This window comes from Pseudomonas sp. GW823-FHT04A03 (genome assembly GCF_058796615.1).
Genome location: NZ_JBXAIV010000001.1, coordinates 441,552 through 461,440, shown reverse-complemented (window position 1 = coordinate 461,440; position 19,889 = coordinate 441,552). Strand labels below are relative to the sequence as shown.

Sequence of the window (19,889 nt, the reverse complement as noted above, 5' to 3'; positions counted from 1 at the left end):
TATGTACTTGATCAACGGACAGCTTCACGACGACTTCACCCTCGACGGCGCACTGCAACAGCTTTACCTGGAGTTGTCGGAACGATTGGCCAAAACACTCGAAACAGCGACCGTGCTGGGCGCAGCAGCCGCTTTTGCCAAACGTCTGCAGGATCCGGACACGGCATTGCCCATCGATCCCGAGCAACGCCAGTCACTGATCGAGTTCTGCCAACCCGCTGCCCTGCGGCGCAAGCTTGAGCGTGAACTCGGCGAACAACCGGGCAGCCTGCGCCGCATCGATTATCGCCAGCCGCGCTTCGAACGCTGGAGCCCGCTGGGTCTCGTGGTTCACATCACCCCCGGCAATGCGCCGCTGCTGGCCTTCTGCGCGGTGATCGAAGGCCTGTTGGCCGGCAACGTCAACTGGTTGCGCCCCAGCAGCAGCGATCAGGGGGTGACCGCTCAATTGCTTCATGGACTGGCGCAGTGCGATGCGAGCGGCCAGATCGCCGGGCATGTCGCCGTCGTTCCGGCCAGCACGGCCCGGATCGGTCAGCTGTGCCAACAAGCCAACGGCGTATCGGCGTGGGGCGGTGAGTCGGCGCTGCAAGCCATCCGCCAGCAACTGGCGCCCGGATGTCGCTGGATCGACTGGGGCCACCGCATCAGCTTCATCTACCTGACACCGGTAGCGGTCACGCCAGACTCGTTGGACGCCGTGGCCGATGAAGTCTGTCGCCTCGATCAGCAGGCCTGCTCCAGCCCGCAATGGCTGCTGGTGGACAGTGACGATGAAAACACTTTGCGTTCAATCGGCGAGGGACTGGCCGAGGCGTTCGAGCGCCGCGCCCGACACTGGCCAGCCCTGTTGCCGTCGATTCAGGAGACCTCGGAAATCACCACCCGCACGGCGATGGCGCGACTGGCTCACAGCTTTGCCGGTGTCAGCGGTCAGGTCTGGCAAACCCCGGACTGGCGCGTCATCTGGAGCCACGACCAGACACTCGGCCCCTCGCCGCTGTTTCGCAGCCTTTTGCTCAAACCTATGCCGCGCGCACGGATCACCGAGGCGCTGCTGCCCTGGCGAAACGTGCTGCAAAGCGCCGGGTTGATGTGTGCCGAACACGAAATGGCCGAACTGGCTCAAACCCTGATCGCTGCAGGCGTCACGCGGGTCACCCCGGTGCAGGCGATTCACGAGGGCTATGAGGGCGAACCCCACGACGGTGTGTATGCCTTGCAGCGCTTGAGCCGACGGGTGTCGGTCAGTCTGCCGGCTACAGAGCTGGCCACACGTGTCACGCTCGATCCGCTGCCGACGCCATCCTGCGTGGCCAATCTGCCGATCATGAGCAAGGACACCTTTGTCGCCCGCCCGATCCATCCGGCGGCGCGGTTGTATTTCCGCTCCGGCGGCAGCAGCGGCACCCCGGCGTTGGCCGGCTACAGCTACCGCGATTTCGATCGGCAGATGCGCGCCAGTGCCGATGGCTTGTTCGCGGCGGGCCTCGACCCGAACCACGACCGGGTGATGAACCTGTTTTTCAGCGGCGGGCTGTATGGCGGTTTCTTCAGCTTTTCCAAAGTGCTTGAGCTGCTGGGGGCCGCGCACCTGCCGATGGGTGCGCCGGCCGATGACGATTACCGCGAGATCGCGCAGATAATCATCGATCAGCGCGTCACCGTGCTGGTCGGTATGCCCAGCACCCTGCACCGCTTGTTCCTCAACGAGCAGACACGGCTACGCGAGTATGGCGGGATCGAAAAGGTCTTCCTCGGCGGCGAACATCCCGGCGAACAAAGCCTTGCGCTGATGCGCGACTGCGGCGTCAGGCTGATCCGCTCGGCCGTTTACGGCAGTGTCGACGCCGGCCCGCTCGGCCATGCCTGCCCGGCCACCGGCGATGGCGTGTTCCATCTGATGAGCGATATCCAACACCTGGAAATCGTCGAATTCGAGACTGATCGAGCGGTGACAGGCAGTGAAACCGGGCGCCTGGTGTTCACCTCCATCGAGCGCGAAGGTCAGGACGTTCAGCGCTACGACGTCGGCGACAGCGGTCGCTGGATTCCCGGTGCGTGTGACTGCGGGCTGCCCACGCCGCGCTTCGAGCTGCTGCAACGTCACGGCAGATTGATGCGCATCGGCACGGACTTCATCTGCCTGTCGCAATTGGCCGAGCATCTGCAGACCGAGTTCCAGCTGACACTCGAACACGCTCCGGACGGCCTGGAGCGCATGCGGTTTCGCAGTCCACGGCAACCTGATGATGTTCAGCGACGCCTGCTGGACTATCCGACCCTGGCCACACTCATCCAGACAGGCCTGCTGACCGTTGAGGTTGAGGTTTGCGGCAGCGACCGCTTCACGCGCAACAGGCACAGCGGCAAGACGCCGCTGCTGATCGACAATCGGGGCGTTCGTCCCTGTGCAGACAGGCGAGGAGCCAAACATGAACACACGGTTTGAACTGCAAGAACTGGTCACGTTTGCGCGACAGCAATCCGGTTTTTATGCGCGTCACTTCGCCGACATTCCCCTGCTCATCTCATCGCTGGAACAACTGCCGGTGATTGACCCTGTGGAATACTGGAAAGGCAGTCATGACCTCGATCATTGGCCTGTCCTGACGGCGCCGATGAATGACGCACTGGTTTTCAAGACCGGGGGCACCACCAGCGCCGGCAAGTTTTCACTGTTCCGGCGTGAGGAATGGCAAACGCTGGTGACGGACTTCGGTCGCAGTCTCGACGCGCAGTTGAGCGCCGGGGACCGAATCGCCAACCTGTTCTTTGCCGGCGACCTGTATGCCAGTTTCATCTTTACCCACGACGCGCTGGCGCAGGTTGAAACCGGGATCGTCGAGTTTCCCTTCACCGGTCATGTCGACTCGAGCCTCCTGGCCGATGCAATTGCCCGGCACCGGATCAACGTGCTGGCGGGGCTGCCGGCCCATCTGCTGAGTTTTGCGGCGTGGCTGGAGCAACATGATCGGTTCCTTGAGGGCGTCACCACCTTGCTCTACGCCGGTGAAAGTCTGTTTGACGCACAGTTGCAAAGGCTGGCGCGGGTGTTTCCCAATGCACGTGTGGCCTCCATCGGCTACGCCAGCGTCGACGCCGGTTTTATCGGTGCCAGCCATCGTGACTGCGAGCTGGGCGAACATCGGGTTCCCGAAGGCCACAGTGTGCTGGAAATCCTCGACGAGCAAACCGGTGAAGTGATCAAAGACTGCGACCGTGTCGGACGCCTGGTGATGACCAACCTCACGCGCCGATTGATGCCGTTGATCCGCTACCCGGTCGGCGACCGTGCCTGCTGGCGCGAGCCACCCGGAACGTTCCGGCGCAAGTTCGCGCTGATGGGACGCTGCGCCGACAGCCAGCGCGTGCGGGTGGGCATCCTCACCCTGCTGCCACAATCGATCGGCGAGACCGTGCGGCGCATCACCGGCAGCGACGATTGGCAACTGGTGATCGAGCAGGACGGCGTCATGGATATCCTGAGCCTGCACTGGGTACCGGATGCCCGGTCTTCGGCAATCGATGACGCCGACCGGACGCTGCACAGAGCTTTGATCGAAGACTATCCGTTGATCGAGCAACTGAGCGCCGATCGCCTGCTGGCGCTACGAATTCGTTGCTGCACGGTTCAGGAGCTGGAACGCCATCCCCGCTCCGGCAAACGTCAGTGCGTGCTGGATCGGCGCGTTTACAACGGCTCTGCCCAGGAGCGTTGCTGATGGAATCCATCACACTGAGAAGTTATCGCACCAGCGACGCCCCGGCCGTCAGTCGCCTGTTCAGAAAGATCTATGGCGACCATTACGCTCAGCCGCATGTCTATCTGCCCCGGATGATCAGTCAGAACCATGCCGATGGCCGCTGGCACTCGTTGGTGGCGGTGGCGGACGACCAAGTGGCTGGGCACTCCGCGTTGATTCTCGACAAAGGATCATCCCTCGCCGAACTGGCCCTGAGCGTGGTCGATCCGCAAATCCGTGGGCAACAAGTCGCCACGCAACTGGGCCGACACCTGCTGATCCACGCGCAGGCGCTTGGTTATCAGGGTGTCACGATCAGACAAATGACCCATCACCCCTACACCCAGAAAATGGCCGCCAGCCTTGGTTTTCACAACACCGGCCTGTTGCCCGATCATGCACCGTCGCCCTTTGGCGGCTCGGACCCGGAATCGCTCGTATTGGGTTACGCCCCTGTCGACGGCTACCAGCGCCCGCTACCGACCTTGACCTGGCCGGATGAATGCCGCGAATTCATGCAACACATGTGCGACGTGTTCGGAACGCGGTTGAACGTGTCGCCCTGGATGGGCGCGCCGGCGCAACTGGAACAGCGTTGGGGCCGATACGACGGGGTTTTCAACGAAGTGGATGACAGCCTGCTCAAACAGTTGCAGCAACTGCCCGCTCATTGGCTGATATCGATAAGGCTCAGGCTGGCGCAGGGTTTCGACCATGCCTGGCGCCGGTTATCGATGATGGGGTTCGTGTTCAGCGGACTGGCGCCTGATGACAAAGGTGCAGGATGGCTGGCGCTGTTTCATCGCGGATTCCAGCCCAGAGCCCTGACATTGCATTGCCCGAAAATGCAGCGATTGCATGACGATATGCAGCGACAGACCGGTCCGCTGGTGGAACTTCAGATTTTCGACAGCCCCCCATGAACGAAAGAGCCCGCCCCGTTGCCGGGGCGGGCCCTGTGTGTCACGCCTTCGCTTTGACACCTTGATCGGTAGGAAGCTTGCGCTCCCCGCCCTGACCGTAAGTCTGCAGGTTCTGCAGGACATAGATGGCTTTCTTGAACTCGGGGATCAACGTATTCGCGTACTTGTTGCCCTTGAGATTGTTGTTCTGGATGGTATCCAGCTGCGTCGCGAAATACTCCAGCGCATTGAACTTGGCATCCGGATCCTTCTGTACGCCGAAGCGATCAAACTTGTCGCCGGCGTTGAGCAGGGTCATGGACGTGATCTCGGAAATCAGGCCCCGGCTGCGCAACATCGCACTCAGACTGCCCAGCTGCTTGGCCGAAACATTGGTGGGATCGAAACCCTTGATGTTCTTGTGCAGCCCCTGCTTGTCCATCTCCGCCGTATTGATCGCGGTGGGATCGTTACCCACCAGGGCCAGCATCTGCTTGACCTTCACGCTTTGAGAAACCGGTTTGCTCGAGCTTCCTGTATCTCGAACCAGCAAACCTGTCTTGGGTTGCCAGGCACCGGTATATCCGATGGTCATGAGCAAGCTCCTTGCGAGGAAAACATGAAAAATTCCTTGTTGAACCACTTTTGAGTTGCCCGGAGTATCGGCCGGCAAACTAATGACACCAACCCCTTTCTGCACCTTTTTACAATTTTTGTACATTCACGATACAAACCGGTAACAGCCCCGGAAATACGGGACTAGAGCGTTCATGATTATGGGATGAAAGTGGGTTTATTGCCCTAATGTTCGGGACGGTTAGTTCTTATGTATCAGGCTGGATACGTTCCTTTGGTCAGGATCGCCTCTTTTAGGACGAAAGTACCTAAAGCTTCCCGAAGACCCGACGATACGTTAGGAAACCCGCGCTGTTTTTTCCCTGCCCACAATAAGAATCCCTGCTCAAGGACCGGTTTCCATGCCCGCATTCCGCACCATTCAGGCTCGTTACACGCTGTTTCTGGTTCTGTTCATTCTGTTGTTGTCGGTGCTGACCGTGGTTGGCATCAGCCAGCTGGTCGCGCCCAAGCTGCGCCATACCGAAGAACAAGTCGTGCTCAACCGCATTGCTGAAGTGGCCGAGCAGATCCAGGGCGAATTGAACAAGGTCCAGGCGCAGCAGCGCAGCATCACCCAGACCATTGCGCTGCTCGACAGCGCGGCCATCGACACGGTGTTGCCCGGGCTGGTGGACCAATACGGCGAGCTGAAAGTCTTCGGCGGCGGCATCTGGCCGCTGCCCGGTCAGCGTGAGGCCGGGCGCAACAAGTTCAGTACGTTCTGGCACCGCGATGCCTCCGGCAAACTGGCGGTGAACACCTTCTGGAACAGCGACGCGGCCCCCAACTATTACGACCAGAGCTGGTACAAGGGCGGCATGCAGACCCCGCGCGGCCAGTGCGCCTGGGCCGCAGCCTATAAAGATGACGCCAGCGCCGAACCGCGCACCAACTGCGCCATGGCCATCCAGAAAAACGGCAGCGCCTGGGGCGTCTCGACCATCGACGTGACTCTCGGTTTCTTCAACGATCTGGTGGCGCGCAAGGAAAAGGACCTCAACGCCGAAATGCTGATCGTCGAGGCCGACGGCAAGATCATCAGCAACAGCTCGCGCATCAGCGGGCCGATCGTGCTGAAGAACATCAGCGAACTGGCCGGTGGCTCGACCTTCGCCAGCCAGGTCAAGGCCGGGCTGCAAAACCGCGAGCAGGCGCAACGCGTCGAATTCGACAACCACGGTGAAGCCAGCACCTTCTTCATGCGCCCGATCGAAGGAACCCCGTGGTTCCTCGCCACCGCGCTGCCGACCAAAATGCTCACCGCGCAACGTGACGATGTGCTCAGCAGCCTGAGCCTGTTGCAGATTCCGCTGGTGATCCTGCTGGTGCTGTTGCAGGTCTATGCGATCCGCCAACTGGTTTCGCGGATGAAAGCGCTGAAAGCCAACATCGATTCGTTGTCCAGCGGCGATGCCGACCTGACCCGGCGCATCACCATCCGCGCTGAAGATGAACTCGGCGCCATCGGGCATTCGGTCAACACCTTCATCGCCTACCTGCAGAACATGATCGGTGAAGTCACCCAGGCCACCGGCGCCATGGCTTCGAGCCTCGACAACCTGCAACGCACCTCGGCGCACACCAGCCAGATTCTGCTGCGTCACGCTTCGGAAACCGATCAGACCGTTACCGCAATCAACGAGATGAGCTCGACCGCCGAAAGCGTCGCGCAAAATGCTGCCGAAACCGCCGCGTTCACCCAGCGCGCCAACGAAAACGCCGACCGCTCGCGGGTGGTGGTAGGCGAAGCCTCAAGCAGCGTGGTCGCGCTGATCGACGAAGTGGCCAGCGCCACCCACAAGGTTGAAAGCATGCAGCAGGACGCTCAGCGCATCACCGAAATCCTCGGTGTTATCGGCGCCATTGCCGGCCAGACCAACCTGCTGGCGCTCAACGCGGCAATTGAAGCGGCGCGGGCCGGTGAACAGGGCCGTGGGTTTGCGGTGGTGGCGGACGAAGTGCGTGCCCTCGCCGCCCGCACCCAGGCCAGCACCTCGGAAATCAACGAAATGTTGAGCCGTCTGACCCAAGGCGTGAGCTCGTCGGTCAGCGCCATGGAAAACACCCAGGCCAGTTGCCAGTCGGCCGCGGATGCCACTGCGCGAGTCAACAGTGGCCTCGACGAGATGGCCGGTTCGGTCAGCCACATCAACAGCCTCAGCACCCAGATCGCCACCGCCGCCGAGCAGCAAAGCGCGGTCACCGAAGAGATCAACCGCAGCATGGTGCAGATCCGCCACATGGTTGATGAGCTGGTGGAAAGCGGTCAGGCCAGCGAACTCAACACCCGCCAGCTGCTGGAAGCCAACAGCCGGGTGAGCGCGATCATGGGGCGCTTCAAGGTTCGCTGACAGTTTTGTCATCTTGCGCTCAGTGGCCTGTCAGCTTTGATCTACGATCATGTTGGCAGGCCTGCCTCGTATCACTTGGAAACACTCCGTTGATGCCCGGCAGGAAAAACCGGTCAAAATGCCTTCCTTTTTTGACCGTTCCTCCTTCGAGCCGAGAGCCCTCCATGCGAAACCACCTGCGTCTGGCCGCCCTGAGCGCCCTGTTCATCTCCTCCCTGGCGCAAGCCGCCGACCTTATTCCGATCGAAGTCCACCGCGACGCCAATTGCGGCTGCTGCAAAAAGTGGATCAGCCACCTGGAAGCCAATGGCTTCAAAGTCGAAGACCACGTCGAAAGCGACATGAGCAGCTTCAAGCAGCAACACGGCGTTCCGCCACGTCTGGCGTCCTGCCACACCGCGATCATCAACGGCAAATTCGTCGAAGGCCATGTGCCGGCGGAACAGGTGCTGGCCCTGAGCAAACGTGACGACCTGCTGGGCGTTGCCGCACCGGGCATGCCGATGGGCTCGCCGGGCATGGAAATGGACGGCATGAGCGATGCGTATCAAGTGATCGGCCTGAAGAAAGACGGCGCCGATGTGGTGGTGGCGGATTACCCGGCCCATTGATGACGGCGGGTTATCTCGGGCTGTTCCTGGCCGCATTCGGTGCGGCGACGTTATTGCCACTTCAATCGGAGGCCGTGCTGGTCGGGCTGCTGGTCAGCGACCGTTATTGGTTGTGGGGGCTGCTGGCCGTAGCCACGCTGGGCAACGTCCTGGGTTCGCTGGTGAACTGGTGGCTGGGGCGCGGGCTGGAACGCTTTCAGGACCGGCGCTGGTTTCCGGTCAGCCCCAGGCATATGGAGCGCGCCCGAGTTCACTATCAGCGTTATGGTCACTGGTCGCTGCTACTTAGCTGGTTGCCGGTGATCGGCGATCCGTTGACGTTGATCGCCGGCGTCATGCGCGAACCCCTCGGGCGTTTTCTGTTGATCGTCACTCTCGCCAAAGGCGCCCGCTACGGGGTGCTGGCGATGCTCACCCTGGGCTGGCTCGGTTGAACGATCGGGCGCAGGCATTGCCTGTGTTTAACGTCGCCCTAATCCGGCCGTTCCAGCATCGGCCGATTTCTTGTGGAGTTGTCCTATGTCTGTGTCGCTGACCCGCTGGCTGCCCGGCCTGTTGCTGACCGCCGCCCTGCCCTTGCTTGCACACGCCGAAGGCCCGCAATACGGCCCGGAGCTGCAAGGCTTCGATTATCCCTACACCCTCAAGCACTTTGCCTTTCAATCCCAGGGCAAATCGCTGCAGATGGGTTACATGGACGTCGCCGCTGATGGCAAGGCCAACGGACGCACCGTGGTGCTGATGCACGGCAAGAACTTTTGCGGCGCGACCTGGGACAGTTCGATCAAAGCCCTTAGCGAGGCCGGTTACCGGGTGGTCGCCCCGGACCAGATCGGTTTCTGCACCTCCAGCAAACCCGATCACTACCAGTACACCTTCCAGCAATTGGCAGCCAACACCCAGAAACTGCTCAAGGCACTGGGCATACAGAAGGCTACCCTGCTCGGCCACTCCACCGGCGGCATGCTCGCCACCCGTTACGCGCTGCAATACCCGGATCAGGTCGAGCAACTGGCGCTGGTCAACCCGATCGGCCTGGAAGACTGGAAAGCCCTCGGCGTGCCGTATCGCAGCGTCGATCAGTGGTATCAGCGCGAATTGAAAGTCACCGCCCAGGGCATTCGCGACTATGAACGCACGACCTATTACGACGGCCGCTGGAAACCCGAATTCGACCGTTGGGTGGACATGCTCGCCGGCCTGAGCAATGGCCCGGGCAAGACTCAGGTCGCATGGAACTCGGCGCTGATCTACGACATGATCTTCACCCAGCCGGTGTACTACGAGTTCAAGGACCTGAAGATGCCGACCCTGCTGCTGATCGGCACCTCCGACACCACCGCCATCGGCAAGGACATTGCGCCGCCGGAAGTGAAGGCGAAAATCGGTCACTACGAAGTGCTCGGCAAGCAGGTGGCAAAACTGATTCCTCAGTCCACGCTGGTTGAATTCCCCGGCATGGGCCACGCCCCGCAGATGGAAGAGCCGGCGAAATTCCATGAGGCACTGCTGGGCTGGCTGGACAAAACCAATCCCGTTCGTTGAAGAGGTAACGCTGATGGCGGTGCAGATTGCGGTGATCGATGACTGGCAGGACGTGGCCCGCGACGTGGTCGACTGGTCGGTGCTCGACAGTCTCGGCGAAGTCACCTTCGTCCATGAGTACCCGGCGGACAACGCCACGCTGGCCGAACGTCTGGGCCGGTTCGAAGTGATTTGCGTGATGCGCGAACGCACGCGTTTCGATGAAGACCTGCTCAAACGCCTGCCGAACCTGAAGCTGCTGGTCACCGGTGGCATGCGCAACGCGGCGCTGGACATGCCGGCCGCTGCTCGCCTCGGGATCAAGGTCTGCGGCACCGACAGCTACAAACACGCGGCGCCGGAACTGACCTGGGCGCTGATCATGGCCGCCACCCGCAATCTGGTGACCGAAGCCAATGCCTTGCGCGCCGGCCAATGGCAGCAAGGTCTGGGCGGCGACCTGCACGGCAAGACCTTGGGCATTCTCGGGCTCGGCAGCATCGGCCAGCGGGTGGCGCAGTTCGGTCAGGTGTTCGGCATGCGCGTCATCGCCTGGAGCGAAAACCTCACCACCGAGCGTGCCGAACAGGCCGGCGTCACTTATGTCAGCAAGCAACAGTTGTTCGAACAGGCTGACGTACTGTCGGTGCATCTGGTGCTCAGCGACCGCAGCCGGGGCCTGGTCGATACCCAGGCACTGGACTGGATGAAGCCGACCGCGCTGCTGGTCAACACCGCGCGCGGACCGATTGTCGACGAAACCGCGCTGATCAAGGCCTTGCAGAAACAGCGCCTCGGCGGTGCGGCCCTCGACGTGTTCGATCAGGAACCGCTGCCTGCGCTGCACCCGTTTCGCACCCTCGACAACGTGCTGGCCACACCGCATGTCGGTTACGTCAGCCGCCAGAACTATGAGCTGTTCTTTTCGCAGATGATCGAAGACATTCAAGCCTGGTCAGCCGGGGAACCCGTCCGCCTGCTCAATTGAGCCGCCTCGCCCTCGCGGGCAATCCCTGCCCGCGAAGCAGCACCCGCTGTTCGCCCGCCAACACAACTGTCCGCACCGCAACAGTGCGCCCGCACTTTCCCGGCGCCCGAAATCGTGACCGGCCGGTCACCATTTTGCACCATCGACCCCGCCAGACATGCACTTCGTCGGGGCGTACCCCCTCCCGAAGCCACGGATTTCGTGAGCCTGCAACAGATTGTCGAACAATTCATCCGATTGGCCTGGCCCGCTCTAGGATCTGGCCTAGACTGGTTTTCGCGGGGTAAAACCGGCCGGTCACAAAGCGGAAATTTTGTCGAAACTTTTGCTGATCGCGACGTGTCATCTGATAGGCAGGGCCAAAGCGACTGGTTCAAGTCTTGCAATGGTCCCCTCACCCATTCTGCTTGCGCGTGTTGGGTAGCGTTTGCTCACCGATGCGTGGCGCGTTTGCGCCCGGCCACAGGACTTGGCCATGGACATCGCTTGTTTAACACAAGAATCAGATCAAAAAAGACGGGAGATTCATATGATCAGTGCGGCATTGGATATTCAGGGAGAGCGTGCTCACCAGCCGGTCGGCGAGTCGAGCACCGTGAACGTTCCCGGCAGCCGGTCGATCAACGTCCCGGGCACCAAGACGCTGACCCCGGTGGCCAGTCAGAACCCCAACAAGAAGAAAGTGTTGTTCGTGACCTCGGAAATCGCCGATCTGGTGAAGACCGGCGGTCTGGGAGACGTTTCTGCCGCCCTGCCCCGCGCCATGGCGCACCTGCATGACGTCCGGGTGTTGATCCCCGGTTACCCGCAAGTGATGAACAGCGAGAATCCGATCCACATCATCGGCGAACTGGGTGGCCACGCCGCGCTGCCGCCCTGCAAGATCGGGCGCATGGACATGCCTGACGGCCTGGTCATCTATGTGTTGATCTGCCCTGAACTCTACGCCCGTGACGGCGGCCCGTATGGCGCCAACAACGGTCGCGACTGGCCGGACAACCACATCCGCTTCGCCCGCCTGGGTCTGGCCGCTGCCGATATCGCCGCCAACCTCGCACAAATCCACTGGTGCCCGGATCTGGTGCACGCCCACGACTGGCCGGCCGGGCTGGCACCTGCGTATATGCACTGGCGCGGGCAACGCACGCCGACCCTGTTCACCATTCACAACCTCGCCTATCAAGGCGTGACCAGCCTCGGTTCGTGCCCGGAACTCGGGATTCCCGCCCATGCGCTGCAACAGGAAGGCATGGAGTTCTACGGCAAGATGTCGTTCCTCAAGGCCGGCATGGCCTATTCGAGCCACATCACCACGGTCAGCGCCACCTACGCGCAGGAAATCACCACCCCGGATTTCGGCTGCGGTCTCGACGGTTTTCTCGCCGCGAAGACCCAGCAAGGTTTGCTGAGTGGCATCCCCAACGGCATCGATGAAAGCTGGGACGCCGCCACCGACCCGCACCTGTTCGCACCGTTCGCGATCGGCGACTGGGAAGGCAAAGCGGTCAACGCCGCCCATGTGCGCGAACTGTTCGGTCTGCAGGATTCCGAAGGCCCGCTGTTTGCCGTGGTCTCGCGTCTGGTCTATCAAAAAGGCCTCGACCTGACCGAAGCGGTCTCGGAATACATCGTGCAGAACGGTGGCCAGATCGCGATCATCGGTCGTGGCGAGCCGGAAGAAGAACAGGCCATGCGCGAACTGGCGCTGCGCTTCCCCGGCCAGATCGGCGTGCGCATCGGCTTCAATGAAACCGACGCCCGACGCATGTTCGCCGGCAGCGATTTCCTGCTGATGCCATCGCGTTATGAACCCTGCGGTCTGAGCCAGATGTACGCCCAGCGTTTCGGCTCGCTGCCGGTGGCACGCAACACCGGCGGGCTGGCCGACACCATTGAAAACGGTGTCACCGGTTTCCTGTTCAACGAATCGACCGCCGACAGCTACCGCGAAGCCCTGAGCCGCGCGTTCAAGGTGTTTGCTTTCCCCGACCTGCTGCACGCCATGCGTTGCCGGGCGATGGCCGCGCCGTTCAACTGGTGCAAGGCGGTCGAACCCTACGCCGAACTCTACGAACAACTGGTGGCCAAGGCGCTGGGTAAAACGCACCACAAATAACCAGGGAGGTTTTCAACGATGCCGTCACGGACACCTGAAAGCTGGCCCCACGGCGCGATCATGCTGGATGCCGACCACACGCAATTCGCGTTGTGGGCGCCGGATGCGTTTTACGTCAGCGTCGAGCTGGACAACGGCCAGTCCCTGCCGATGCTGCCGCAGGGCGATGGCTGGTTTGTGATCAAAACCCGCTGCCCCGCCGGCAGCCGCTACCGTTTCAACATCGATGGCGAACTGGAGGTGCCCGACCCGGCCTCCAGGGCGCAGGACGGCGATCTCGACCGCCACAGTGTGGTGGTCGATCCGCATGCCTATGGCTGGCGGAACACTGCGTGGCACGGTCGGCCATGGAATGAAGCGGTCATCTATGAACTGCATGTCGGTGCGCTCGGCGGGTTTGCCGAAGTCGAGCAGCATTTGGCGCGTCTGGCCGGGCTGGGCATCACCGCTATCGAACTGATGCCGATCGCGCAGTTTCCCGGTGATCGCAACTGGGGCTACGACGGCGTTCTGCACTTTGCGCCGCAGGCCAGTTACGGCACGCCGGAACAACTCAAACACCTGATCGACAGCGCCCACGGTTATGGCCTGGCGGTGATTCTCGACGTGGTCTACAACCACTTCGGCCCCGACGGCAATTACCTGCATCGCTACGCCAAGGGATTTTTCCGCGAAGACAAACACACGCCGTGGGGCGCGGCCATCGACTTTCGCCGTCGCGAAGTGCGGGACTTCTTCGTCGAAAACGCCTTGATGTGGCTGCTGGAATATCGCTTCGACGGCCTGCGCCTGGACGCGGTGCACGCCATACAAAGCCCCGACTTTCTGCCTGAACTGGCACATCGCATCCGTCAGCAGATCGACCCTGCCCGCCATGTGTGGCTGACCATCGAAAATGAACTCAACCAGTCCAGCCTGCTGGAGGAAAACTACGACGCGCAGTGGAACGACGACGGCCACAATGCCCTGCACGTGCTGCTCACCGGTGAAACGGACGCCTATTACGCGGACTACGCGCTGCAACCCACCGAGCAACTGGCCCGCTGCCTGAGCCAGGGTTTCGTGTTTCAGGGTCATATCACCCGCCACGGCGAACCCCGTGGAGAGCCGAGCGAGCATCTGCCCTCCACGGCGTTCGTGCTGTTCCTGCAGAATCACGACCAGATCGGCAACCGCGCCTTCGGCGAGCGCCTGCATCAATTGGCCGACCCGCGCGCGGTGGAGGCTGCGACAGCGCTGTTGCTGTTGTCACCGATGATTCCGCTGATGTTCATGGGCGACGAATACGCCGCCGAACAACCGTTCCTGTTCTTCACCAGCCACCATGGCGAACTGGCGAAGCTGGTGCGCGAAGGCCGGCGGAACGAGTTTGCGGCATTCAGTGCCTTTTCCGATCCGCACAAGCGCGAGCAGATTCCCGACCCGAACGCCGAGCAAACCTTTCACGCTTCACAACCGCGACTGGTCGGCAGCGGCACACCCCGGCAACGGGCGACACTGGCGCTTTATCGCCAGCTTCTGCAATTGCGCCATCAATACATCATTCCCAACCTGTCCGGCACACAAGCGCTTGGCGCCCAGGTGCTGGGCCCCGGCGCCGTCAGTGCGCGCTGGCGGCTGGGCGATGGCAGCGAGCTGCGAATCGACCTGAACCTCGGCGACACGCCAGTGGTCAACCTTCCACAGACCGAATCGGTGTGGCTGTTTCGCCAGCCCTCCACCGCCGGCCTGTCGGATGAGGGGCAACTGCCCCCGTATTGCGCGCTCGTCAGCCTCACGGCCGCAACCCCTTTGCCACCCCTGGATGGAGAGCGCCTATGAGCGATGCGCAACTGGAAATTCTCGCCAGCCGAGCCGGCCTTGCCGTCGACTGGATCGACGCCAATGGTCGCCCGCAAAAAGTCGCCCCGGCGGTGCTGCGCAACGTGCTGACCGGCCTCGGTCACCCGGCTGGAACGGCCCAGGAAATCGACGCCAGCCTGCTCGAACTGCAACAGGTGCAGGAAAATCGCCATTTGCCGCCGCTGCTCACCGCCGACGCCGGCGTGGGGCTGGATCTGGCCCGTTATTTCGAACCCGAAACCCCTTGCGAGATTCACCTTGAAGACGGCTCGCGCCTGAGCCTGAAACTGGATGCCGAGGCCGTGTTGCCCGGCGAAATTCCGGTCGGCTATCAGCAAGTGCACATCGCCGATCAGCAATTCACTCTGGCCGTGGCACCGGAACGCTGCTTCAGCGTGGGTGACGCGGTGGACAGCCCGATCCCCCGCGTGTGGGGTCTGAGCGTGCAGCTATATGGCTTGCGCCGCCCCGGCGATGGCGGTTTCGGCGACACCCAAGCCCTGGAAGAGCTGGCCCGGGTGGCCGGCGAGCGCGGCGCCGATGCACTGGCGATCAGCCCGCTGCACGCGATGTTCAGCGCCGACACCGGGCGCTACAGCCCCTACTCGCCATCCAGTCGGCTGTTTCTCAATTCGTTGTATGCCGCACCCGGCACAATCCTCGGCGAGCGTGCGCTGCGCGATGCGATTGACGCGGCCGGCCTGACCGATCAGTTCGAGCAACTGGAAAACCTGAAACTGATCGACTGGCCGAAAGCCGCCGAGGCCAAACTGAAACTGCTGCAAGCCTTGTACGACGGTTTCATCAGCGGCGAGCACCCGTTGCACGCCGACTTCTCCAGTTTCCGCGATGCCGGCGGCGAAGCGTTGGAAAACCACTGCCGCTTCGAAGCCATTCAGGAAATGCGCGCCGCCCGTGGCGAAAACCTCGACTGGCGCCAATGGCCGGAACACTGGCACGACCCGCGCGGCGCCGCCCTCGGTGCGTTTGCCGAGGAATACGCCGAGCGCATCAGTTACTTCGCATTCTGCCAATGGCTGATACACCGCTGCCTGGAGCGCGCCCAGACCGCCGCCCGCAGCGCCGGCATGGGCATCGGCCTGATCGCCGACCTGGCGGTGGGGGCCGACGGGGCCGGCAGTCAGGCCTGGAGTTTTCAGGACGAACTTTTGGCCTCGCTGACCGTCGGCGCGCCACCGGACATCCTCAATCGCTCGGGTCAGGGCTGGGGCATTTCTGCATTCTCGCCTGAAGGTCTGGTGCGCAACGGCTTTCGCGCGTTCATCGACATGCTGCGCGCCAACTTCGCCCACGCCGGCGGGCTGCGCATCGACCATGTCATGGGCCTGCAACGGCTGTGGGTAATCCCCAACGGCGCACTCCCGGCGGACGGCGCCTACCTGTATTACCCGGTCGATGACCTGTTGCGTCTGCTGACCCTCGAATCCCATCGCCATCAAGCGATCGTGCTCGGCGAAGACCTCGGCACCGTGCCCGACGGCCTGCGGGAAAAACTCATCGCCCGGGCCATGCTCGGCATGCGCGTGCTGTTGTTCGAACAGGACAATACTCATTTCAAACCGATCCTCGACTGGCCAGACAATGCGCTGGCCACCACCAGCACCCACGATCTGCCGACCCTCAACGGCTGGTGGCATGGCCGCGACATCGACTGGAATGCGCGACTCGGGCTGATCGACGCCAACGGCGAAATCGACTGGCGCCGTTACCGCGAGCGCGAGCGTGAAGGCCTGCGCGGCGCGTTGAGTCAGGACCCGCAGAATTTTCGCGAGGAATCCCACGAGGCCGATCAGGTGGTCGACGCCGCGGTGCGTTTCCTCGGCCACACCCGCGCGCCGCTGGTGCTGTTGCCGCTGGAAGATGCGCTGGGGCTCGACGAACAGGCCAACCTGCCCGGCACCATCGACACCCACCCGAACTGGTCACGCCGTTTGCCGGGCACCAGCGAGGCGCTGCTCGACGGCGTCGACGCAGCACGACGCCTGGAACTGCTGGCTTGCGCGCGTCTTCAGGCAGCCGAGCGTGACCGATGAGTGCACTGCCTATCCAGACACTGCGCGCCACGGTTCGCCTGCAATTTCATCGCGGTTTTACCCTCGATCAGGCGGTGCCGCTGGTGCCGTACTTCGCCCGACTCGGTATCAGCCACATTTATGCCTCGCCGCTGCTCGCCGCCCGCGCGGGCTCGATGCATGGCTACGACGTCGTCGACCCGACCCGGGTCAATCCGGAACTCGGCGGCGAGCCGGCCTTGCGCCGCCTGGTCGCCAGCCTGCGCGAGCACGGGATGGGGCTGATCCTCGACATCGTCTCCAATCACATGGCGGTTGGTGGCGGCGACAACCCGTGGTGGCTCGACCTGCTTGAATGGGGCCGGCTCAGCCCCTACGGCGAATTCTTCGACATTCAGTGGCACTCGCCCGACCCGTTGATGGAAGGCCAGTTGCTGCTGCCGTTTCTCGGCAGCGATTACGGCGTCGCGCTACAGGACGCGGCCCTGCCGCTGGTGTTCAACGCCGAGAGCGGAACCTTCCACGTCGAGCATTACGAACATCACTTCCCGATCTGCCCCGGCGATTACGGCGAATTGCTCAAATCCGATGACGCCCCGAACGAAGCGCTCAAGGCCCTCGCCGACCGCTTCAGTGCGCTCAGTTATCAGACCGACGCCCGCTCGCTGGCCATCCCGCTCAAGGAAGAACTCCAGCAACTGGCCAGCGACCCGCAAATCCTCCAGGCCATCCAGCGCAACCTGACCCACTACGATTCGAAGACCGAAGAAGGTTTTCAGCGCCTGCATCAATTGCTGGAGCGGCAAAGCTATCGCCTGGCGAGCTGGCGCACGGCGGCGGATGACATCAACTGGCGGCGCTTCTTCGACATCAACGAACTCGGCGGTTTACGCGTCGAGCGCCCAGCGGTGTTCGAGGCCACCCACGGCAAGATTTTCCAGTTGATCGGCGAAGGTCTGATCGACGGCCTGCGCATCGACCACATCGACGGCCTCGCCGACCCGCGCAGTTACTGCCGCAAACTGCGCCGCCGCCTCGACCACCTGGCACCGGGTCGGCACCTGCCGATCTATGTCGAGAAGATCCTCGGCGACGGCGAAACCCTGCCCACCGACTGGTCCGTGGACGGCAGCACCGGTTATGAATTCATGAACCAGCTGTCGCTGCTGCAACACGATCCGGACGGCGAACATGTACTCGGCGATTTGTGGAAACGCCGCACCGAACGCCCCTCGGCGTTTATCGAAGAAGCGCAACTGGCGCGCCAACAAATCCTCAACGGCTCGCTGGCCAGCGATTGCGAAAGCGTCGCCCAGGCCCTGCTGCAAGTGGCGCGCGATGACTTGATGACCCGCGACCTCACACTCGGCTCGATCCGCCGGGTGCTGCAGGCGCTGATCGTGCACTTCCCGGTCTATCGCACCTACATCACCCCGATGGGCCGCTCGGCGCGGGACGAGGTGTTTTTCCAGCAGGCCATGGACGGTGCGCGACAGACATTGAGCGAAGCCGATTGGCCAGTGCTCGACTCCGTAGCCGGTTGGCTTGGCGGCCAGCCGTGGCGGCGCAAACCCCGTGGCCGTTCGCGCAAGATCCTGAAGCATGCCTGCGTGCGCTTTCAGCAACTCACTTCACCGGCTGCCGCCAAAGCGATGGAGGACACCGCGCTGTATCGCTCGGCGGTGCTGCTGTCGCGCAATGACGTCGGCTACAACACCGAGCAGTTCAGCGCGCCGGTCAGCGACTTTCACGCGGTGAACCAGCAACGTCTGGCGAGCTTCCCGGACAACCTGCTGGCCACCGCCACCCACGACCACAAACGCGGCGAAGACACCCGCGCGCGGCTGGCCGTGCTCAGCGAACGCAGTCACTGGTACGCCGAGCAGATCGAGTTGTGGCGCGCCCTCGCCCGGCCGCTGCGCCATGACGATCAACTGCCGTCGTCGGCGGACGAATTGATCCTCTATCAGGCGCTGCTCGGCAGCTGGCCGCTGGACCTGCGCGACGACGATCAGGCCGCTTTCGCCGACTACGCCAAACGTGTCTGGCAGTGGCAGCAGAAAGCCCTGCGCGAAGCCAAGCTGCAAAGCAGCTGGAGCGCGCCGAACGAGGCTTACGAAAACGCAGCTCAAGCGTTCACCGAACAATTGCTGCTGGCCCCCGAAGGCGAACTGCTGCGCGGGGCGCTGGCCAAGACCGTCAACAGCATCGCTGCGGCCGGCGCCCTCAACGGTCTGGCGCAAACCTTGCTGCGCATGACCGTGCCGGGCGTGCCGGATCTGTATCAGGGCAACGAGTATTGGGATTTCAGTCTGGTCGATCCGGACAACCGCCGGCCGGTGGACTACGGCCTGCGCGAACAGACCCTGACGGCGACGCCCGCAGAGGAACTGTTGTCGGGTTGGCGGGACGGGCGAATCAAGCAGGCCTTGATCGCCCAGGTGCTGCAGATGCGCACCGAACACAGCGAATTGTTCCGCCGCGGTTCGTACCAGGCCCTCGAGGTGCTGGGCAGCCAGGCGCACAACGTGCTCGCGTTTGCCCGCGAGCATGGGGAGCAACGGGTCATCGTGATCGTGCCGATCCGTTGCGCAACACTGCTGGAAAACAGTGCCCTACCCATGGTCGATGCGCTGCGCTGGGGCGATACGCGGGTGGTTTTACCGTTCGACGCCTCTGACGAAAATCTGAAGGGACTTTTTTCAAGCAGCGCAGTCACAAAAAACAGGGAGCTGCACGTCAGCGCCGCGCTGGGGGATTTCCCGGTCAATCTGCTTATCCAACACGTCTAGCAGCATGAGTTCAGTTCAGGAGCATTGCGATGAGTACCGACGATAAACGCATTCGCGAATTCGCCTATCAGATCTGGGAATCCGAAGGTAAACCCGAGGGCCAGGAAGCCCGCCACTGGGAGATGGCGCGCAAACTGGCCGAGTCCGAGGCGCTGGCACCGAAAAAATCGCCCAAGGCTGCCGGCAGTAAAACCGCCGGCAAGACCGCCACCGGCAAAGCCGTCGATGGCAAGGCGCCCGTAGCCAAACCCAAGGCCACGACCGCCAAGGCCAAGCCCGCCAGTGCCGCCAAGGTCATTCCCCCGGGCGAAAAAGCCGCCGAGAAAAAGCCCCGCGCGCCGCGCAAGCCGCCAGCGGTTTGACGCG

The 19,889-nt window shown here is 62.5% G+C and carries 14 protein-coding genes; 13 read left to right on the top strand and 1 reads right to left on the bottom strand.

The window, feature by feature from the left end; translation table 11 throughout:
- The first annotated feature begins 1 nt into the window (after position 1).
- Genes AC1Q9F_RS01960 through AC1Q9F_RS01950 form a run of 3 tightly spaced genes read left to right on the top strand, consistent with a single transcriptional unit; the run spans position 2 to position 4,669 of the window.
- Complete coding sequence (locus tag AC1Q9F_RS01960) at positions 2-2,452, top strand: aldehyde dehydrogenase family protein (RefSeq protein ID WP_492619144.1); 2,451 nt, start codon at positions 2-4, stop codon at positions 2,450-2,452.
- Positions 2,436-3,725 carry a phenylacetate--CoA ligase family protein gene (locus AC1Q9F_RS01955; protein WP_492619145.1) on the top strand — a complete coding sequence of 430 codons (1,290 nt, stop codon included), beginning with the start codon at positions 2,436-2,438 and terminating at the stop codon, positions 3,723-3,725. The genes AC1Q9F_RS01960 and AC1Q9F_RS01955 overlap by 17 nt, the downstream gene beginning before the upstream one ends.
- A complete protein-coding gene (locus tag AC1Q9F_RS01950; RefSeq protein WP_492619146.1) occupies positions 3,725-4,669 on the top strand; it encodes a GNAT family N-acetyltransferase in 945 nt (314 codons plus the stop codon). The genes AC1Q9F_RS01955 and AC1Q9F_RS01950 overlap by 1 nt, the downstream gene beginning before the upstream one ends.
- 40 nt (positions 4,670-4,709) lie before the next feature.
- Here AC1Q9F_RS01950 and AC1Q9F_RS01945 read toward each other — a convergent pair whose 3' ends face one another.
- The gene (locus tag AC1Q9F_RS01945; protein WP_492619147.1) at positions 4,710-5,243 is read right to left on the bottom strand and encodes a hypothetical protein; all 534 of its coding nucleotides are present in this window, start codon (positions 5,241-5,243) and stop codon (positions 4,710-4,712) included.
- 382 nt (positions 5,244-5,625) lie between these two features.
- Here AC1Q9F_RS01945 and AC1Q9F_RS01940 point away from each other — a divergent pair, with 382 nt between their 5' ends.
- From AC1Q9F_RS01940 to AC1Q9F_RS01895, 10 genes are all read left to right on the top strand, one after another.
- Positions 5,626-7,617: a methyl-accepting chemotaxis protein gene (locus AC1Q9F_RS01940; RefSeq protein ID WP_492619148.1), complete on the top strand. Its 1,992-nt coding sequence runs from the start codon at positions 5,626-5,628 to the stop codon at positions 7,615-7,617.
- A gap of 164 nt (positions 7,618-7,781) precedes the next feature.
- Positions 7,782-8,228: a DUF411 domain-containing protein gene (locus tag AC1Q9F_RS01935; protein WP_007957572.1), complete on the top strand. Its 447-nt coding sequence runs from the start codon at positions 7,782-7,784 to the stop codon at positions 8,226-8,228.
- Positions 8,228-8,662, top strand: a complete 435-nt coding sequence (locus AC1Q9F_RS01930; RefSeq protein ID WP_085667105.1) for a YqaA family protein — start codon at positions 8,228-8,230, stop codon at positions 8,660-8,662. The genes AC1Q9F_RS01935 and AC1Q9F_RS01930 overlap by 1 nt, the downstream gene beginning before the upstream one ends.
- 85 nt (positions 8,663-8,747) lie before the next feature.
- Positions 8,748-9,773: an alpha/beta fold hydrolase gene (locus AC1Q9F_RS01925; protein ID WP_492619149.1), complete on the top strand. Its 1,026-nt coding sequence runs from the start codon at positions 8,748-8,750 to the stop codon at positions 9,771-9,773.
- 13 nt (positions 9,774-9,786) lie between these two features.
- On the top strand, positions 9,787-10,740 hold the full coding sequence (locus tag AC1Q9F_RS01920; RefSeq protein ID WP_492619150.1) for a D-2-hydroxyacid dehydrogenase family protein: 954 nt from the start codon (positions 9,787-9,789) through the stop codon (positions 10,738-10,740).
- A gap of 529 nt (positions 10,741-11,269) precedes the next feature.
- A complete protein-coding gene (glgA, locus tag AC1Q9F_RS01915; RefSeq protein ID WP_492619151.1) occupies positions 11,270-12,856 on the top strand; it encodes a glycogen synthase GlgA in 1,587 nt (528 codons plus the stop codon).
- Positions 12,857-12,874: 18 nt separating this feature from the next.
- Positions 12,875-14,677, top strand: coding sequence for a malto-oligosyltrehalose trehalohydrolase (treZ, locus tag AC1Q9F_RS01910; RefSeq protein ID WP_492619152.1), 1,803 nt, complete (start codon positions 12,875-12,877; stop codon positions 14,675-14,677).
- Positions 14,674-16,752 (top strand): 4-alpha-glucanotransferase, encoded by a 2,079-nt coding sequence (malQ, locus tag AC1Q9F_RS01905; RefSeq protein ID WP_492619153.1) that lies wholly within the window; start codon positions 14,674-14,676, stop codon positions 16,750-16,752. Before treZ ends, malQ begins: the two co-directional genes overlap by 4 nt.
- Positions 16,749-19,523, top strand: coding sequence for a malto-oligosyltrehalose synthase (locus AC1Q9F_RS01900; protein WP_492619154.1), 2,775 nt, complete (start codon positions 16,749-16,751; stop codon positions 19,521-19,523). Before malQ ends, AC1Q9F_RS01900 begins: the two co-directional genes overlap by 4 nt.
- A 29-nt stretch (positions 19,524-19,552) precedes the next feature.
- Complete coding sequence (locus tag AC1Q9F_RS01895; protein ID WP_492619155.1) at positions 19,553-19,885, top strand: DUF2934 domain-containing protein; 333 nt, start codon at positions 19,553-19,555, stop codon at positions 19,883-19,885.
- The last annotated feature ends 4 nt before the right edge of the window (positions 19,886-19,889 follow it).

Excerpts from the sequence above, each read along its gene's own strand:
- glgA (WP_492619151.1), top strand. The coding sequence starts at position 11,270 with ATGATCAGTGCGGCATTGGATATTCAGGGAGAGCGTGCTCACCAGCCG.
- AC1Q9F_RS01935 (WP_007957572.1), top strand. The coding sequence starts at position 7,782 with ATGCGAAACCACCTGCGTCTGGCCGCCCTGAGCGCCCTGTTCATCTCC.
- AC1Q9F_RS01960 (WP_492619144.1), top strand. The coding sequence starts at position 2 with ATGTACTTGATCAACGGACAGCTTCACGACGACTTCACCCTCGACGGC.
- AC1Q9F_RS01920 (WP_492619150.1), top strand. The coding sequence starts at position 9,787 with ATGGCGGTGCAGATTGCGGTGATCGATGACTGGCAGGACGTGGCCCGC.
- AC1Q9F_RS01940 (WP_492619148.1), top strand. The coding sequence starts at position 5,626 with ATGCCCGCATTCCGCACCATTCAGGCTCGTTACACGCTGTTTCTGGTT.
- malQ (WP_492619153.1), top strand. The coding sequence starts at position 14,674 with ATGAGCGATGCGCAACTGGAAATTCTCGCCAGCCGAGCCGGCCTTGCC.
- AC1Q9F_RS01895 (WP_492619155.1), top strand. The coding sequence starts at position 19,553 with ATGAGTACCGACGATAAACGCATTCGCGAATTCGCCTATCAGATCTGG.
- AC1Q9F_RS01950 (WP_492619146.1), top strand. The coding sequence starts at position 3,725 with ATGGAATCCATCACACTGAGAAGTTATCGCACCAGCGACGCCCCGGCC.
- treZ (WP_492619152.1), top strand. The coding sequence starts at position 12,875 with ATGCCGTCACGGACACCTGAAAGCTGGCCCCACGGCGCGATCATGCTG.
- AC1Q9F_RS01900 (WP_492619154.1), top strand. The coding sequence starts at position 16,749 with ATGAGTGCACTGCCTATCCAGACACTGCGCGCCACGGTTCGCCTGCAA.
- AC1Q9F_RS01930 (WP_085667105.1), top strand. The coding sequence starts at position 8,228 with ATGACGGCGGGTTATCTCGGGCTGTTCCTGGCCGCATTCGGTGCGGCG.
- AC1Q9F_RS01955 (WP_492619145.1), top strand. The coding sequence starts at position 2,436 with ATGAACACACGGTTTGAACTGCAAGAACTGGTCACGTTTGCGCGACAG.
- AC1Q9F_RS01945 (WP_492619147.1), bottom strand. The coding sequence starts at position 5,243 with ATGACCATCGGATATACCGGTGCCTGGCAACCCAAGACAGGTTTGCTG.
- AC1Q9F_RS01925 (WP_492619149.1), top strand. The coding sequence starts at position 8,748 with ATGTCTGTGTCGCTGACCCGCTGGCTGCCCGGCCTGTTGCTGACCGCC.